Annotated in this window: 12 protein-coding genes, 1 tRNA gene and 1 pseudogene; all 14 read right to left on the reverse strand. The window is 61.4% G+C overall.

Going from position 1 to position 18163, the window contains the following annotated elements:
* Positions 1-64, reverse strand: a pseudogene (locus OEJ37_RS34470) (elongation factor Tu); the annotation flags it as partial.
* A gap of 39 nt (positions 65-103) precedes the next feature.
* On the reverse strand, positions 104-2206 hold the full coding sequence (gene fusA, locus OEJ37_RS34475) for an elongation factor G (protein WP_096472257.1): 2103 nt from the start codon (positions 2204-2206) through the stop codon (positions 104-106).
* 123 nt (positions 2207-2329) lie between these two features.
* Complete coding sequence (gene rpsG / locus OEJ37_RS34480) at positions 2330-2800, reverse strand: 30S ribosomal protein S7 (protein ID WP_006477195.1); 471 nt, start codon at positions 2798-2800, stop codon at positions 2330-2332.
* A 172-nt stretch (positions 2801-2972) separates the two neighbouring features.
* The gene (rpsL, locus tag OEJ37_RS34485) at positions 2973-3353 is read right to left on the reverse strand and encodes a 30S ribosomal protein S12 (protein ID WP_006400662.1); all 381 of its coding nucleotides are present in this window, start codon (positions 3351-3353) and stop codon (positions 2973-2975) included.
* Between the two features lie 227 nt (positions 3354-3580).
* A complete protein-coding gene (gene recQ, locus OEJ37_RS34490; RefSeq protein WP_175921168.1) occupies positions 3581-5428 on the reverse strand; it encodes a DNA helicase RecQ in 1848 nt (615 codons plus the stop codon).
* 307 nt (positions 5429-5735) lie between these two features.
* Complete coding sequence (rpoC, locus tag OEJ37_RS34495) at positions 5736-9983, reverse strand: DNA-directed RNA polymerase subunit beta' (RefSeq protein ID WP_263349476.1); 4248 nt, start codon at positions 9981-9983, stop codon at positions 5736-5738.
* A 21-nt stretch (positions 9984-10004) separates the two neighbouring features.
* Positions 10005-14111 (reverse strand): DNA-directed RNA polymerase subunit beta, encoded by a 4107-nt coding sequence (rpoB, locus tag OEJ37_RS34500; RefSeq protein WP_174417425.1) that lies wholly within the window; start codon positions 14109-14111, stop codon positions 10005-10007.
* Positions 14112-14488: 377 nt separating this feature from the next.
* A complete protein-coding gene (rplL, locus tag OEJ37_RS34505) occupies positions 14489-14863 on the reverse strand; it encodes a 50S ribosomal protein L7/L12 (protein WP_034183755.1) in 375 nt (124 codons plus the stop codon).
* Positions 14864-14926: 63 nt separating this feature from the next.
* Positions 14927-15424: a 50S ribosomal protein L10 gene (gene rplJ, locus OEJ37_RS34510; protein WP_027788582.1), complete on the reverse strand. Its 498-nt coding sequence runs from the start codon at positions 15422-15424 to the stop codon at positions 14927-14929.
* A 295-nt stretch (positions 15425-15719) separates the two neighbouring features.
* Positions 15720-16418 (reverse strand): 50S ribosomal protein L1, encoded by a 699-nt coding sequence (gene rplA, locus OEJ37_RS34515; protein ID WP_006482906.1) that lies wholly within the window; start codon positions 16416-16418, stop codon positions 15720-15722.
* Entirely contained in the window at positions 16419-16850 is a 432-nt protein-coding gene (gene rplK, locus OEJ37_RS34520) for a 50S ribosomal protein L11 (protein WP_006753591.1), read from the reverse strand.
* A gap of 140 nt (positions 16851-16990) precedes the next feature.
* On the reverse strand, positions 16991-17548 hold the full coding sequence (nusG, locus tag OEJ37_RS34525; protein ID WP_006400672.1) for a transcription termination/antitermination protein NusG: 558 nt from the start codon (positions 17546-17548) through the stop codon (positions 16991-16993).
* A gap of 1 nt (position 17549) precedes the next feature.
* Complete coding sequence (gene secE / locus OEJ37_RS34530; RefSeq protein ID WP_152859264.1) at positions 17550-17930, reverse strand: preprotein translocase subunit SecE; 381 nt, start codon at positions 17928-17930, stop codon at positions 17550-17552.
* Positions 17931-17973: 43 nt separating this feature from the next.
* Positions 17974-18049 (reverse strand) — tRNA-Trp (locus OEJ37_RS34535).
* Between the last annotated feature and the right edge of the window lie 114 nt (positions 18050-18163).

Raw genomic sequence — 18163 nt, forward strand, 5'->3', positions numbered from 1 at the left:
CAACGTGACCAATCGTACCAACGTTCACGTGCGGCTTGGTCCGCTCGAATTTACCTTTTGCCATGATTCTCTTCTTTCAAAAATAATCGATTGTGATAGCGAATTACTTCGACTTCGCGCTGATGATCGCTTCTGCAACGTTCTTCGGAGCTTCAGCGTAGTGCTTGAACTCCATCGTGTACGTTGCGCGACCCTGCGTCAGCGAACGCAGCGACGTGGAATAGCCGAACATTTCCGACAGCGGCACTTCGGCGCGCACGATCTTGCCGCCGCCCACCATGTCGTCCATGCCCTGGATAATGCCGCGACGACCCGACAGGTCGCCCATCACGTTACCCATGAAGTCTTCCGGCGTTTCCACTTCCACGGCCATCATCGGTTCGAGCAGAACCGGATCAGCGCGGCGCATCGCTTCCTTGAACGCCATCGAACCAGCCATGCGGAATGCATTTTCGTTCGAGTCGACGTCGTGGTACGAACCGAACGTCAGCGTGACCTTCACGTCGACGACCGGGAAGCCTGCCAGCACGCCGCTCTTCAGCGTTTCCTGGATACCCTTGTCAACCGACGGAATGTATTCGCGCGGAATCACGCCGCCCTTGATGGCGTCGATGAACTCGTAGCCCTTGCCCAGTTCGCTGCGCTCGAGCGTAATGACCGCGTGACCATACTGACCACGGCCGCCCGACTGCTTGACGAACTTGCCTTCGACGTCCGCAGCCGACTTGCGAATGGTTTCGCGGTACGCCACCTGCGGCTTGCCGACGGTCGCTTCCACGCCGAATTCACGCTTCATCCGGTCGACGAGAATTTCGAGGTGGAGCTCGCCCATGCCCGAAATGATCGTTTGACCCGATTCTTCGTCGGTCTGCACGCGGAACGACGGATCTTCCTGAGCGAGACGGTTGAGCGCCAGGCCCATCTTTTCCTGGTCAGCCTTCGTCTTCGGCTCGACTGCCTGCGAAATCACCGGCTCCGGGAAAATCATGCGCTCGAGCACGATCGGATGAGCCGGATCGCACAGCGTGTCGCCCGTGGTCGCTTCCTTCAGGCCAACCGCAGCAGCGATGTCGCCCGCGCGAACTTCCTTGATTTCTTCACGCTGGTTCGCGTGCATCTGCAGAATACGGCCGAGACGTTCCTTCTTGTCCTTGGTCGCATTGAGCAGCGTGTCGCCCGAATTCACAACGCCCGAGTAGACGCGGAAGAAGATCAGCTGGCCGACGAACGGGTCGGTCATGATCTTGAACGCGAGTGCCGCGAACTTCTCGTCGTCGGCAGCACGGCGCTCCGTCTTCTCGCCGTTTTCGAGCTCGCCCGTAACCGGCGGAATGTCGACCGGCGACGGCAGGAAATCGATCACGGCGTCGAGCATGCGCTGCACGCCCTTGTTCTTGAACGCGGTACCGCACAGCATCGGCTGGATTTCGCACGCGATCGTACGGTCACGCAGACCCTTCACGATCTCTGCTTCGGACAGCTCGCCCGCTTCCAGGTACTTGTTCATCAGGTCTTCGTTCGACTCTGCAGCCGCTTCGACCATCTTTTCGCGCCATTCGTTGCACGTGTCGACGAGTTCTGCCGGGATGTCCACGTAGTCGAACTTGGTGCCTTGCGACGCCTCGTCCCAAATGATCGCCTTCATCTTGATCAGGTCGACGACGCCCTTGAAGCCTTCTTCCGCACCGATCGGCACCACGACCGGAACCGGGTTCGCCTTCAGGCGCAGACGGAGCTGGTCGTAGACCTTGAAGAAGTTCGCGCCGGTACGGTCCATCTTGTTGACGAACGCGAGACGCGGCACCTTGTACTTGTTCGCCTGGCGCCACACCGTTTCCGACTGCGGCTGCACGCCGCCCACTGCGCAGTACACCATGCACGCGCCGTCGAGCACGCGCATCGAGCGCTCCACTTCGATCGTGAAGTCGACGTGCCCCGGGGTGTCGATGATGTTGATGCGGTGTTCCGGATAGTTGCCGCCCATGCCCTTCCAGAAGGCAGTGGTAGCAGCGGACGTGATCGTGATGCCACGCTCCTGTTCCTGCTCCATCCAGTCCATCGTGGCTGCGCCGTCGTGAACTTCACCGATCTTGTGGTTCACACCGGTGTAAAACAGAATGCGCTCGGTCGTCGTCGTCTTGCCGGCGTCGATGTGAGCGCTAATACCGATATTGCGGTAGCGCTCGATAGGAGTCTTGCGAGCCACTTTGATCCTCTACTGGGATGACATGATGCAGCCCTGCTGCATCATGCTTCAACACAAACGGGCGAGGCGCCTGAAAAGCGCACCCGCCCGGAATTTATTTCCGCTAACAGCCCAGCCAGGCGCTTAGAAACGGAAATGCGAGAACGCGCGGTTGGCTTCTGCCATGCGGTGAACTTCATCGCGCTTCTTCATCGCGCCGCCACGGCCTTCGGCCGCTTCGGAGAGTTCACCTGCCAGGCGCAGGGCCATCGACTTCTCGCTGCGCTTCTTCGCAGCCTCACGCAGCCAGCGCATCGCCAATGCCATACGACGCGACGGGCGCACTTCGACCGGAACTTGATAGTTGGCACCACCAACGCGACGGCTCTTCACTTCGACCACCGGCTTCACGTTGTTGAGCGCAACCGTGAACACTTCCAGCGGGTCCTTGCCACCCTTGGTCTGGATCTGTTCGAATGCGCCATAAACGATGCGCTCTGCGACCGACTTCTTGCCGGACAGCATCAGCATGTTCATGAACTTGGCTACATCAACGTTGCCGAACTTCGGATCCGGCAACACTTCCCGCTTGGGGACTTCGCGACGACGCGGCATGATTCTTCCTTTACTTGTTCAGTTGGAGCTGTATCCAGCCCCGCGGCCACCAACAAACCCGATCACATCTTCACGACTAACCAGCTTGGCCGGGTGACCACTTACTCGACAGCACCGGCAATCCGGCACTCCCGCCTTGACCGCCCAGAGGCGATCCCTGATCAAAAACCGCTTACTTGGCAGCCTTTGCACGCTTCGCGCCGTACTTCGAGCGCGCTTGCTTACGGTCCTTGACGCCCTGGGTATCCAGCGAGCCGCGAACCATGTGGTAACGCACACCCGGCAAGTCCTTCACACGGCCGCCGCGGATCAGCACAACCGAGTGTTCCTGCAGGTTGTGGCCTTCACCGCCGATGTACGAAATCACTTCGAAGCCGTTCGTCAGACGAACCTTGGCAACCTTACGGAGTGCCGAGTTAGGCTTCTTCGGCGTCGTCGTGTACACACGGGTGCACACGCCGCGACGCTGGGGGCAGTCCTGCAGGGCCGGGCTCTTGCTCTTCGTCGTTTCCGACTGACGGCCTTTGCGAACCAGTTGGTTGATGGTTGGCATTGTTTATTCCTGAAATTGAACAAAATCTGCACATCGATTTCGGGCAAAGCGAGAATCGGCGCACAGTTGACTTCCGAACCGGCGAAACGGACGCGAACCTTCGAACGCGACTCGGCCCACCGAATACCGGAACCAAGCATGATATTCCGGAAATACCAACTAAGTCAACGGCTTGCGTGATTCGCCGGCGGGTCGCGTGGTTTACCGGAAGGGTCGGAACACCTGTGTCAGGCCGACTCGACGACGTCGATGATCTCGTCGCCGAAGCGCTCGAGCTTGCGCACGCCCATGCCGGGGATATGGCGCAGGTCGTCGATCGTCTCCGGCGCGTTGCGCGCAATTTCGGCGAGCGTCGCGTCGTGGAAGATCACGTAGGCCGGCACGCCGTCCGTCTTCGCGGTTTCCGCGCGCCACGCGCGCAGCGCATCCCACCGTGCGCGCTCGCGCGTGCCCATGCCGGCCGTCGGATCGACGCGCGTGCCGCTGCGGCTCGACGACTGGCGCGTGCGCTGCGGCTTCACGTAGCGGCGCAGCGTGACCTTCTCCTCGTTCTTCAGCACGGGCTTCGCGGCCTCGGTCAGCATCAGCGCGCCGAAGCCACCATGGTCGACCGCCAGGTAGCCGTACGCGACGAGCTGCCGGAAGATCGCACGCCACTCGGGTTCCGACAGCGACGCGCCGATCCCGAACGTCGTGAGCTGATCGTGGCCGCGCTGCAACACCTTCTCGGTGCGCCCGCCGCGCAGGATCTCGATCAGATGGCTCGAGCCGAAATTGAAGCCGCTCGCACGCTGCGCGCGGAACACGCAAGACAGCGCCATCTGCGCCTCGCGCGTCGCGTCCCACGAATCGGGCGGCTCGAGGCACGTGTCGCAGTTGCCGCACGGCTGGCTCGCCTCGCCGAAGTAGTTCAGCAGCCGCACGCGCCGGCACGAAATCGTCTCGCACAGCCCGAGCAGCGCGTCGAGCTTCGACGTCTGCACGCGCTTGTGCGCGTCGTCGGCGTCGGACTCGTCGATCATCTTGCGCTGCTGGACAACGTCGCCGAGGCCGTACGCCATCCACGCATTCGCGGGCATCCCGTCGCGGCCCGCGCGACCGGTTTCCTGGTAATAGCCCTCGACGCTCTTCGGCAGATCCAGGTGCGCGACGAAGCGCACGTCGGGCTTGTCGATGCCCATGCCGAACGCGATCGTCGCGCACATCACGATGCCCTCCTCGCGCTGGAACATTTCCTGGTGCTTCTGCCGCACCTCGAACTCCATTCCGGCGTGATACGGCAGCGCGCGCACGCCCTGCGCCTTCAGCCACTCGGCTGTTTCCTCAACCTTGCGGCGCGACAGGCAATAGACGACGCCCGCATCGGTCGTCCCGTCGGCATTCGTGTGTTCGGCGCGGATGAAGTCGAGCAGCTGCGAACGCGCGTTGTCCTTTTCGACGATCCGGTAACGGATGTTCGGGCGATCGAAGCTCGATATGAACACGCGCGCGTCGTCGAGCGCGAGGCGATGGATGATCTCGTCACGCGTGATCGCGTCGGCCGTGGCGGTCAGCGCGATGCGCGGCACCGACGGGAACCGCTCGTGCAGCACCGACAGCTGGATGTATTCCGGGCGGAAATCGTGCCCCCATTGCGACACGCAATGCGCTTCGTCGATCGCGAACAGGCCGATCTTCGCGCGTTCGAGCAAATCGAGGAAACGCCCCGTCATCAGCCGTTCAGGCGCGACATACAGCAGGTCGATCTCACCTTCGCGCAGCGCGCGCTCGGTCGCCGCGGCTTCGGCACCTGACAGCGTCGAATTCAGGTAGGCCGCGCGCACGCCGACTTCGCGCAGCGCGGCGACCTGGTCCTGCATCAGCGCGATCAGCGGCGACACGACGATGCCGGCGCCCTGCCCGGCCTCGCGGCGCAACAGCGCCGGGATCTGGTAGCACAGCGACTTGCCGCCGCCGGTCGGCATCAGCACGAGGCAATCGCCGCCGCCGGCGACGTGCTCGACGATCTCGCCCTGCTGGCCGCGAAATGCGGAATAACCAAAGACTTCGTCGAGAATTTCGAGGGCGCGGGACATGAATGATGAGAACGAGGACGGCAGAAAGATGACCGCAAGTTTAACAACCTGCTCGCGCGACGCGTGGCGAATCGTGCAACGTTAGCCGATCGGACAGGGTTCGTTCGCGCGCATGACGGGCCTGCGGAGGCCGCACCGCGAGCGATCGCAGTGCAGCCGCAGCACCTGCAGCCATGTGACGCATCGCTCGCAGGTAGTCGGCGATGCGCAGGCGCGTCATGCGCGTGAACGACGGATAAAAAAAACCGCCCGGCAAAACCGGGCGGTTTCGATGACAGCGAGGCGAGGCGGCTCGCGCCGCCTGCGCTTATTCGGCTGCCGGGTGCTGTTGCGGCTCTTCCGCAGAGGGCGTGCTCGGCGTGCCGAAATCGAACGCCTCTTCCGCTGCGATCTGGTCGAAACGCTCGCGATCCGACGATTCCTTCGCCTTGCGTGCCTTGTGGAACGCGAGACCCGTACCGGCCGGAATCAGACGGCCGACGATCACGTTTTCCTTCAGGCCGCGCAGATCGTCGCGCTTGCCCATGATCGCCGCTTCGGTCAGCACGCGGGTCGTTTCCTGGAACGATGCCGCCGAGATGAACGAGTCGGTCGACAGCGACGCCTTCGTGATACCGAGCAGCACGTTGTCGTACGAAGCCGGACGCTTGTCCTCGGCGATCATGCGATCGTTCTCGTCCAGCATGTCGGAACGTTCGACCTGTTCGCCCGGGATGAAGCGCGTATCGCCGTTGTCGGTGATCTGCACACGACGCAGCATCTGGCGAACGATCACCTCGATGTGCTTGTCGTTGATCTTCACGCCCTGCAGACGATACACATCCTGCACTTCGTCGACGATGTAGCGCGACAGCGCCTCGATACCCTGCAGACGCAGGATGTCGTGCGGATCGGCCGGACCGTCCACGATCATTTCGCCCTTGTTGACGACCTGAGCATCGTGGACCAGCACCTGCTTTTCCTTCGCGATCAGGAACTCGTGCTGGTTGCCCTCGAGATCCGTGATGACGAGACGCTGCTTGCCCTTCGTGTCCTTACCGAACGACGTCGTACCGGTGACTTCCGCGAGAATGCCGGCATCCTTCGGCGAACGCGCTTCGAACAGTTCCGCCACCCGCGGCAGACCGCCGGTAATGTCACGCGTCTTCTGCGCTTCGGTCGGGATACGTGCGAGCACTTCACCGACCTGCACCTGCTGGCCATCCTTCACGGTAATCAGTGCGCCGACCTGGAAGCCGATCTGCACTGCGTGTTCCGTGCCCGGAATCTTCACTTCTTCGCCGTTCGCGTCGAGCAGCTTCACCTGCGGACGCACGCTCTTCGAAGCCTGCGAACCACGACGCTTCACGTCGATCACGACCAGCGTCGACAGGCCGGTCACGTCGTCGATCTGCTTCGCGACCGTCACGCCTTCCTCGACGTTCTCGAACTTCACCGTACCACCGTACTCGGTGATGATCGGACGCGTCAGCGGATCCCACGTGGCGAGCTGCGTGCCTGCCTTGATGGTCGCGCCGTCGAGCTGCAGCAGCGTCGCGCCGTACGGCACTTTGTGACGCTCGCGCTCGCGACCGAAGTCGTCGGTGATCATCGCTTCGCCCGAGCGGGAAATGACGATCTGCTCGCCCTTCGCGTTCGTGACGTAGCGCATCGTCGCCGTGAAGCGCACGATACCGTTGCTCTTCGCTTCGACCGACGAGGCCACTGCCGCACGCGATGCCGCACCACCGATGTGGAACGTACGCATCGTCAGCTGCGTGCCCGGTTCACCGATCGACTGTGCCGCGATCACGCCGACTGCTTCGCCGACGTTCACGAGCGAGCCGCGGCCGAGGTCACGGCCGTAGCAGGCCGCGCACAGGCCGTAACGCGTTTCGCAGGTCAGCGGCGTGCGCACGCGCACTTCGTCGATGCCGAGGCGTTCGATTTCCTCGACCGCCGTTTCGTCGAGCAGCGTGCCCGATTCGTACAGCGTTTCCTGCGTTTCCGGGTTCACGACGTCCGCGACCGCAACGCGGCCGAGGATACGGTCGCGCAGCGCTTCGACGACTTCACCGCCTTCGACCAGCGCCTTCATCGCGACGCCGTTCGACGTGCCGCAATCGTCTTCCACCACGACCAGATCCTGCGTGACGTCGACCAGACGACGCGTCAGGTAACCCGAGTTCGCGGTCTTCAGTGCCGTATCAGCCAGACCCTTACGTGCACCGTGGGTCGAGATGAAGTACTGCAACACGTTCAGGCCTTCGCGGAAGTTCGCGGTAATCGGCGTCTCGATAATCGAGCCGTCCGGCTTCGCCATCAGGCCACGCATACCGGCCAGCTGACGAATCTGCACCGCCGAACCCCGGGCGCCCGAGTCGGCCATCATGTAGATCGAGTTGAACGACTCCTGGCGCGTCTCGTTGCCGTCGCGGTCCGTCACCGGCTCCGTCGACAGCTGCTCCATCATCGCCTTGCCGACCGCTTCCGACGTTGCCGACCAGATGTCGACCACGTTGTTGTAGCGTTCCTGCGCGGTGACGAGACCCGACATGTACTGGCGGTCGTATTCCTTCACCTTCTTCGCGGCGTCGCCGACGATCGTTTCCTTCTGCGGCGGCACGAGCATGTCGTCCACGCAGATCGAAATGCCGGCGCGCGTCGCGAGACGGAAACCCGACTGCATCAGCTGGTCGGCGAACACCACCGTCGCGCGCAGACCGCACTTGCGGAACGCCGTGTTGATCAGGCGCGAGATTTCCTTCTTCTTCAGCGGCTTGTTCAGCACCGAGAACGGCAGGCCGTGCGGCAGGATCTCCGACAGGATCGCGCGGCCGACGGTCGTCGCGTACAGCGAGATCTTCGGCACGAATGCCGGTGCGCCTTCCGACTTGTCTTCGTTGTGGACCATTTCGGTGATCCGCACGTTGACGCGCGATGCCAGCTCGACTTCCTTGTTCTCGTACGCGCGGATCACTTCCGACACGCCCGTGAACGACAGGCCTTCGCCCTTACCGTTGATCGCTTCGCGGGTCGCGTAGTACAGACCCAGCACGATATCCTGCGACGGCACGATCGACGGATCGCCGTTGGCCGGGAACAGCACGTTGTTCGACGCCAGCATCAGCGTACGCGCTTCCATCTGCGCTTCGAGCGACAGCGGCACGTGAACGGCCATCTGGTCACCGTCGAAGTCGGCGTTGAACGCCGCGCAGACGAGCGGGTGCAGCTGGATCGCCTTGCCTTCGATCAGCACGGGTTCGAACGCCTGGATACCGAGACGGTGCAGCGTCGGCGCACGGTTCAGCATCACCGGGTGCTCGCGGATCACCTCTTCGAGGATGTCCCACACCACCGGCGTCTGGTTCTCGACTTCCTTCTTCGCAGCCTTGATGGTCGTCGCGACGCCCATCACTTCCAGCTTGTTGAAGATGAACGGCTTGAACAGCTCGAGCGCCATCAGCTTCGGCAGACCGCACTGGTGCAGCTTCAGCGTCGGGCCGACCACGATGACCGAACGGCCCGAGTAGTCGACGCGCTTGCCCAGCAGGTTCTGACGGAAACGACCGCCCTTGCCCTTGATCATGTCGGCGAGCGACTTCAGCGGACGCTTGTTCGCGCCCGTCATCGCCTTGCCGCGACGACCGTTGTCGAGCAGCGAGTCGACGGCTTCCTGCAGCATCCGCTTTTCGTTGCGGACGATGATTTCAGGCGCCTTCAGCTCGAGCAGACGCTTCAACCGGTTGTTACGGTTGATCACGCGGCGGTACAGGTCGTTCAGGTCCGACGTCGCGAAACGGCCGCCGTCCAGCGGCACGAGCGGACGCAGTTCCGGCGGCAGCACCGGCAGCACTTCGAGGATCATCCACTCGGGCTTGATGCCCGAGCGCTGGAATGCCTCGAGGACCTTCAGGCGCTTCGCGTACTTCTTGATCTTCGCTTCCGAGCCGGTGTTCTTCAGCTCGGTGCGCAACGTCTCGACCTGCTCGTCGATGTTGATCGCGCGCAGCAGTTCACGCACGCCTTCCGCGCCCATCTCGGCACGGAATTCGTCGCCGTATTCCTCGACCTTGTTGTAGTAATCCTCTTCGGTCATGATCTGCCGCGCCTTCAGCGGCGTCATGCCCGGTTCGATCACCACGTACGCTTCGAAGTACAGCACGCGTTCGATGTCGCGCAGCGTCATGTCGAGCACCATGCCCAGACGCGACGGCAGCGACTTCAGGAACCAGATGTGCGCGACCGGCGAGGCCAGTTCGATGTGGCCCATGCGCTCGCGACGCACCTTCGCCAGCGTCACTTCGACGCCGCACTTCTCGCAGATCACGCCGCGGTGCTTCAGACGCTTGTACTTGCCGCACAGGCACTCGTAGTCCTTGATCGGCCCGAAGATCTTCGCGCAGAAGAGACCATCGCGTTCCGGCTTGAACGTACGGTAGTTGATGGTCTCCGGCTTCTTCACCTCGCCGAACGACCACGAACGGATCTTGTCAGGCGAAGCCAGACCGATCTTGATCGCGTCGAAAACTTCTTCCTGTTGGACTTGCTTGAATAGATCGAGCAGAGCTTTCATTGCTTTCTCTCCGTAGTCCGATTAATTGCGGTCGAGATCGATATCGATACCGAGCGAGCGGATTTCCTTCACGAGCACGTTGAAGGATTCCGGCATGCCTGCATCGATCACGTGATCGCCCTTGACCAGGTTTTCGTACACCTTCGTCCGGCCGGTCACGTCGTCCGACTTCACCGTCAGCATTTCCTGCAGCACGTAGGACGCGCCGTACGCTTCGAGTGCCCACACTTCCATTTCACCGAAACGCTGGCCACCGAACTGCGCCTTACCACCCAGCGGCTGCTGCGTGACGAGCGAGTACGGGCCGGTCGAACGCGCGTGCATCTTGTCGTCGACCAAGTGGTGCAGCTTCAGGTAGTGCATGTAGCCAAGCGTCACGCGGCGTTCGAACATTTCACCCGTGCGGCCGTCGTACAGACGAACCTGGTTCTTCGACGGGTTCATGCCGAGCTGTTCCGCGATGTCGTCCGGGAACGCGAGGTCGAGCATCTTGCCCATTTCTTCCTCGGTCGCACCGTCGAACACCGGCGTTGCAAACGGCACGCCTTCGCGCAGGTTCTTCGCGAGTTCGAGGATCTCTTCGTCGGTGAAGCTTTCCAGATCTTCCTGGCGGCCCGAGTCGTTGTAGATCTTCGTCAGGAACACGCGCATTTCCTCGATCTTCGCCTGACGCTGCAGCATTTCGCCGATACGCCAGCCGAGGCCCTTCGCGGCCCAGCCGAGGTGCACTTCCAGAACCTGACCCACGTTCATCCGCGACGGCACGCCGAGCGGGTTCAGCACGACGTCTGCCGGACGGCCGTCGGCCATGTACGGCATGTCTTCGATCGGGACGATCTTCGACACGACACCCTTGTTACCGTGACGGCCTGCCATCTTGTCGCCAGGCTGCAGACGGCGCTTCACCGCGAGGTACACCTTGACCATCTTCAGCACGCCCGGCGGCAGTTCGTCGCCTTGCGTGAGCTTCTTGCGCTTCTCTTCGAACGCGAGGTCGAACTGGTGACGCTTTTCTTCGATCGAGTTCTTGATCGCTTCGAGCTGCGCCGCTGCCTCGTCGTCCGCCAGGCGGATGTCGAACCAGTGGTAGTGGTCGAGGTCTTCCAGGTAAGCCTGGTCGATCTTCGTGCCCTTCGCGAGCTTCTTCGGACCGCCGTTCGCGACCTTGCCCACGAGCATGCGCGCGAGACGCTGGAACGCGTCGCCTTCCACGATGCGGAGCTGGTCGTTCAGGTCGAGACGGTAGCGCTTCAGTTCGTCGTCGATGATCTGTTGCGCACGCTTGTCGCGCTGGATGCCTTCACGCGTGAACACCTGGACGTCGATCACGGTACCGCTCATGCCCGACGGCACGCGCAGCGACGTGTCCTTCACGTCCGAGGCCTTCTCGCCGAAGATCGCGCGCAGCAGCTTCTCTTCCGGCGTCAGCTGGGTCTCGCCCTTCGGCGTGACCTTGCCGACCAGCACGTCGCCCGCTTCGACTTCCGCACCGATGTACACGATGCCCGATTCGTCGAGACGGCCGAGCTGGACTTCCGCCAGGTTCGAGATGTCGCGCGTGATTTCTTCCGGCCCGAGCTTCGTGTCGCGTGCAACGACGTTCAGCTCTTCGATGTGGATCGACGTGTAGCGATCGTCGGCCACGACCTTCTCCGAGATCAGGATCGAATCCTCGAAGTTGTAGCCGTTCCACGGCATGAACGCGATCAGCATGTTCTGGCCGAGCGCGAGCTCACCCAGGTCCGTCGAGGCGCCGTCGGCCAGCACGTCGCCGCGCGAGACCTTGTCGCCCATCTTCACGATCGGACGCTGGTTGATGTTCGTGTTCTGGTTCGAACGCGTGTACTTGATCAGGTTGTAGATGTCGACACCGACTTCACCTGCGACCGCTTCGTCGTCGTTCACGCGAATCACGATACGGCCTGCGTCGACATAGTCGACGACGCCGCCGCGGAACGCCTGAACCGTCGTGCCCGAGTCGACCGCACAGGTGCGCTCGATGCCGGTACCGACGACCGGCTTTTCCGGACGCAGACACGGCACGGCCTGGCGCTGCATGTTCGAGCCCATCAGTGCACGGTTCGCGTCATCGTGCTCGAGGAACGGGATCAGCGAGGCTGCGACCGACACGATCTGCGACGGCGCGACGTCCATGTACTGGATACGGTCCGGCGTGACCATCATCGTTTCGCCGGCTTCACGCGACGACACGAGTTCGTCGATCAGCGTGCCGTTCTCGTCGATCGCGGCGTTCGCCTGCGCGATCATGTAGCGGCCTTCTTCGATCGCCGACAGGTAGTCGATCTGGTCGGTCACCTTGCTGTCCACGACCTTGCGGTACGGCGTCTCGAGGAAGCCGTACTCGTTCAGGTGCGCGTACAGTGCGAGCGAGTTGATCAGACCGATGTTCGGACCTTCCGGCGTTTCGATCGGGCACACGCGGCCGTAGTGGGTCGGGTGCACGTCGCGGACTTCGAAGCCTGCACGCTCGCGCGTCAGACCGCCCGGGCCCAGTGCGGAAACACGGCGCTTGTGCGTGATTTCCGACAGCGGGTTGGTCTGGTCCATGAACTGCGAAAGCTGCGACGAACCGAAGAACTCGCGGATCGCCGACGAAATCGGCTTCGAGTTGATCAGGTCGTGCGGCATCAGGTTTTCGCTTTCGGCCTGGCCGAGGCGTTCCTTGACCGCGCGCTCGACACGCACGAGACCTGCGCGGAACTGGTTTTCCGCCAGTTCGCCGACGCAACGCACGCGACGGTTGCCGAGGTGGTCGATGTCGTCCACTTCGCCCTTGCCGTTGCGCAGCTCGACGAGGATCTTGATCGTCGCGAGGATGTCGTCGTCCTGCAGCGTCATCGGGCCGGTGATTTCGTCACGGCTGACGCGGCGGTTGAACTTCATGCGGCCGACCTTCGACAGGTCGTACGCTTCTTCGCTGTAGAACAGACGGTTGAACAGTGCCTCGACCGCTTCCTCGGTCGGCGGCTCGCCCGGACGCATCATGCGGTAGATCGCGATGCGCGCGGCCGTCTTGTCGGTCGTTTCGTCGACACGCAGCGTCGACGAGATGTACGGACCCTGGTCCAGATCATTCGTGTAGAGCGTCTGGATGTCCTTGATGCCCGCTTCGCGCAGCTTCTCGAGCACGCTTTCCGTGACTTCGTCGTTCGCGCTCGCGATCACTTCGCCGGTGTCGCCGTCGACCACGTTCTTCGCCAGCACGCGGCCGAGCAGATAGTCTTCCGGCACCGAGATGAACTTGGTCTTCGCGGCTTCGAGGTCGCGAATGTGCTTCGCGTTGATCCGCTTGTCCTTCTGGACGATGACCTTGCCGTCACGATCCGTGATGTCGAAACGCGCGACTTCACCACGCAGGCGCTCGGGCACGAACTCGAGTTGCGCGCCTTCGTCCATCAGCGTGAAGTTGTCGAACACGAAGAAGTTCGCGAGGATCTGTTCCGGCGTCAGGCCGATGGCCTTCAGCAGGATCGTGACCGGCATCTTGCGGCGACGGTCGACGCGGAAGTACAGGATGTCCTTCGGATCGAATTCGAAGTCGAGCCACGAGCCGCGGTACGGAATGATCCGCGCCGAGAACAGCAGCTTGCCCGAGCTGTGCGTCTTGCCCTTGTCGTGTTCGAAGAACACGCCCGGCGAACGATGCAGCTGCGAGACGATGACACGCTCGGTGCCGTTGATGACGAACGAGCCCGTCGGCGTCATGAGCGGAATTTCGCCCATGTACACTTCCTGCTCCTTCACTTCCTTGACGACCGGCTTGTTCGGCGATTCCTTGTCGAGGATGACGAGGCGGACCTTCGCGCGCAGCGCGGAGCAGTACGTCAGGCCGCGCTGCTGGCATTCCTTGATGTTGAATGCCGGCGCGGACAGCGCATAGCTCACGAACTCGAGGCGCGCGAAACCGTTGTGCGAAACAATGGGAAATACCGATGTGAACGCGGCCTGCAAACCTTCAGGCTTACGTTGCGTCGCGAGCACATCGGCTTGCAGAAACGTGCTGAATGATTCAAGCTGGGTAGCCAGCAAGAAAGGAACTTGGTGAACGATGGGGCGCTTCGCGAAACTCTTGCGAATGCGCTTCTTCTCGGTGAAGGAATATTGCATACGATCTCCGAATCACGGCGGGTGCTATCGAGGCGGAATACCTGGACGTTTCAAACCCGAGTGTTCACCGACTGAGACCCGATGGCCGTCCGACGGCTTGAACGAGCCGAGAAGCTTGGTGGTTGGCCGCTACCAACCGCTGGCTGACGGCAGCGGATGCCTGTGTTGCCCGCTACCCGACCAAACTTGCCTTCTGCAGTCGCTTCAGAAGACAAAGAGAACCGCCAATCGTGACCAATGACAACGATCAGGCGGTTTTCTTTGGCTTCTGGGGCCGATTATTCGGGCTCCCGAATGAGTGCCAGAATAACGTCCCCACAAAGCACAAAAAGGCCGGCGGTGAAAATACCGCCAGCCTTCGCACAGCGCGTCGAAACTTACTTGATTTCGACCTTCGCGCCCGCGTCTTCCAGCTTCTTCTTGGCTTCTTCCGATGCAGCCTTGTCGACGCCTTCCTTGACAGCCTTCGGTGCGCCGTCAACCAGGTCCTTCGCTTCCTTCAGGCCCAGGCCCGTCAGTTCGCGAACTGCCTTGATGACTGCAACCTTGTTGCCGCCTGCTTCAGCCAGAACGACCGTGAATTCGGTCTTCTCTTCAGCAGCAGCAGCAGCGCCGCCGCCTGCCGGGCCAGCGACTGCCACTGCAGCTGCCGACACGCCAAACTTCTCTTCGAACGCCTTGACCAGTTCGTTCAGTTCCAGAACGGTCATCCCTTCGACTGCTGCCAGGATGTCTTCTTTTGCGATTGCCATTTGAAATACTCCTAAATTGAATTCGGATACAGCCAGCGATCAATGACGCTGATGCACGTTCGATTACGCAGCTTCTGCTTGCTTCTTCTCGGCCAGCGCGGCGAGAGCACGCGCGAAGCCCGAAACAGGCGATTGCATAACGAACAGCAGCTTCGAGAGCAGTTCTTCGCGGCTCGGGATGCTTGCCAGCGCTTGCACGCCAGCCTTGTCCATCACCTTGCCATCGAACGAACCAGCCTTGATGACCAACTTGTCATTGCTCTTGCTGAAGTCGTTGACGACCTTAGCAGCAGCAATTGCATCTTCCGAGATGCCGTAGATCAACGGGCCAGTCATCTGCTCTGCCAGCGGAGCAAACGGCGTACCTTCGACAGCGCGACGCGCCAGCGTGTTCTTCAACACGCGCAGGTAAACCTGTTGCTCACGCGCTTGCGCGCGCAGCTTGGTCAGATCGCCAACCGCAATTCCACGATACTCAGCCAGCACAACGGTCTGGGCCTTCGCGACTTGCGCGGAAACCTCAGCGACGACGGCTTGCTTGTCTTCTCTATTAAGCGGCACGGTTAGCCTCCAGAAACGATACGTTCGGCACGAAACCTCACGTACCTCGTTCAACAACGGCGTCCGACCTCGTTAGGAGTATTTCCACCTCACGCCGCGAATCGCTTCACGGCCTGCGGCTTCACCACTGCAAAACTTTTTCGGGTTCGCCATCTGCGTTGGCTTGAATTAAGGGATCGCCCGACTGCTGCGCCCCACCAACGGTCTTTGATAACCGGTTGCCCGCCTTGTTGCACGAACAACCGCCCAAAGCCCATTAAGGCCGCTTCGCGAGCGAAGCGGCCTGAATACTTGTTTACTGTGCTGCCAGCGTAGCCTGGTCGACACGCACGCCGACGCCCATCGTGCTCGACAGTGCGATCTTGCGCAGGTACACACCCTTGCTCGTTGCCGGCTTTGCCTTCTGCAGCGCTTCGATCAGCGCCGACAGGTTCGAACGCAGCGCGGTCGGCTCGAACGATGCACGGCCGATGGTCGCGTGGATGATACCGGCCTTGTCGACACGGAATTGCACCTGACCAGCCTTCGCGTTCTTGACGGCGGTTGCGACGTCCGGCGTGACCGTACCGACCTTCGGGTTCGGCATCAGGCCGCGCGGGCCGAGGATCTGGCCGAGCGTACCGACGATACGCATCGTGTCCGGCGAAGCGATCACGATGTCGAAGTCCATCTGGCCAGCCTTGATCTGCTCAGCCAGGTCTTCCATACCGACGATTTCCGCGCCTGCTGCACGAGCCTGCTCGGCCTTCTCGCCTTGCGCGAACACGGCAACGCGAACCGACTTGCCCGTACCGGCCGGCAGAACGACCGAACCACGAACGACCTGGTCCGACTTCTTTGCATCGATGCCGAGCTGGACTGCGACGTCGATCGACTCGTCGAACTTCGCGCTCGCGCATTCCTTCACGAGGCTCAGTGCGTCTTCGATCGCGTACAGCTTCTGGCGATCAACCTTGGCGGCAAATGCCTGACGACGCTTGGAGATCTTAGCCATTTACACACCCTCCACGGTGATGCCCATCGAGCGTGCGCTACCAGCGATGGTGCGAACGGCTGCGTCCAGATCAGCTGCCGTAAGGTCCGGCATCTTGGTCTTCGCGATTTCTTCAGCTTGAGCGCGCGTGATCGAACCGACCTTGTCGGTGTGCGGCTTGCTCGAGCCCTTGTCCACCTTCGCCGCCTTCTTGATCAGGACGGTCGCCGGCGGCGTCTTCATCACGAACGTGAAGCTCTTGTCAGCGAATGCCGTGATGACCACCGGCACCGGCAGACCCGGCTCCATACCTTGAGTCTGCGCGTTGAACGCCTTGCAGAACTCCATGATGTTCAGGCCGCGCTGGCCCAGTGCCGGACCGACCGGCGGCGACGGGTTGGCTTTACCTGCAGGGATCTGCAGCTTGATAAAGCCGACAATCTTCTTTGCCATTTGAAAACCTCGTTGGAACGCCAGACGACGTTCGGTGAGTGATAACGCGCTTTCGCCGCTGGCTACTGACGCTCCTCAACGGCCATGACGCGGACCGTAAGCGCGAAGGTGGGCAGCCTAGGCTGCCCACCGAATCGGGATCAAACTTTTTCGACCTGGCCGAACTCGAGTTCGACCGGGGTGGAGCGACCAAAGATGGTGACCGACACGCGCACGCGCGATTTTTCGTAGTTGACTTCTTCGACGGTGCCGTTGAAGTCCGTGAACGGGCCTTCCTTGACACGCACCATCTCGCCAACTTCGAACAGGGTCTTCGGGCGCGGCTTTTCGACGCCCTCCTGCATCTGCGACATGATCTTCTCGACTTCCTTCGGGGAAATCGGGGTCGGGCGGTTACGTGCACCGCCGACGAAGCCGGTGACCTTCGCGGTGTTCTTCACGAGGTGCCACGTTTCGTCCGTCATCTCCATTTCCACCAGCACGTAGCCGGGGAAGAAACGACGCTCGGTCACAGCCTTGTGGCCGCCTTTGACTTCGACCACTTCTTCGGTCGGAACCAGGATCTGACCGAATTTGTCCTGCATGCCAGCACGTTCGATGCGCTCCTGAAGCGCACGTTGCACGCTCTTCTCCATACCGGAGTAGGCGTGCACGACGTACCAACGTTTTCCGCTCGGGGATGCCGGAGTATCGCTCATATCATTTCCAACCCAGAATCGCCGAGAAAATTACCCACTCGATCGATTTGTCACTCAACCAGAGGAAAATCGCCATCACGAGCACGAAACCGAACACGACGAGTGTGGTTTGCGTTGCTTCCTTGCGGGTGGGCCAAACGACCTTCCGGACTTCCTTGTACGAATCCTTGGCAAACGCGATGAGGCTCTTGCCAGGTGCGGACATCAGCCCGACGGCCACGCCAGCGATGATACCTACCGCCAACGCGGCACCGCGGACATACCACTGCTGATTGACTAGCCAGAAGAAGCCCACGAATCCGGCCAACACCAGCAATACGCCCAGGGCCAGCATCAGCTTATCGCCGGAGGTATTTACAGTTTCGACGGATGGATTCGCCATAACACCTTAAAACAAATGCCACGTAGAACACGTGGCTATTTTTTGGCAGGGGCAGAGGGAATCGAACCCCCAACCTTCGGTTTTGGAGACCGACGCTCTGCCAGTTGAGCTATACCCCTAAACCATGTTGGGGCCGGCTGCTGCCAGCCCCAAAACTGTCGATCAACGAATAACTGGCTTACTCGATGATCTTGGCGACGACGCCGGCGCCGACGGTACGGCCGCCTTCGCGG

The sequence above is a fragment of the Burkholderia sp. BKH01 genome (genome assembly GCF_025685725.1).
Classification (GTDB): Bacteria; Pseudomonadota; Gammaproteobacteria; order Burkholderiales; family Burkholderiaceae; genus Burkholderia; species Burkholderia pyrrocinia_C.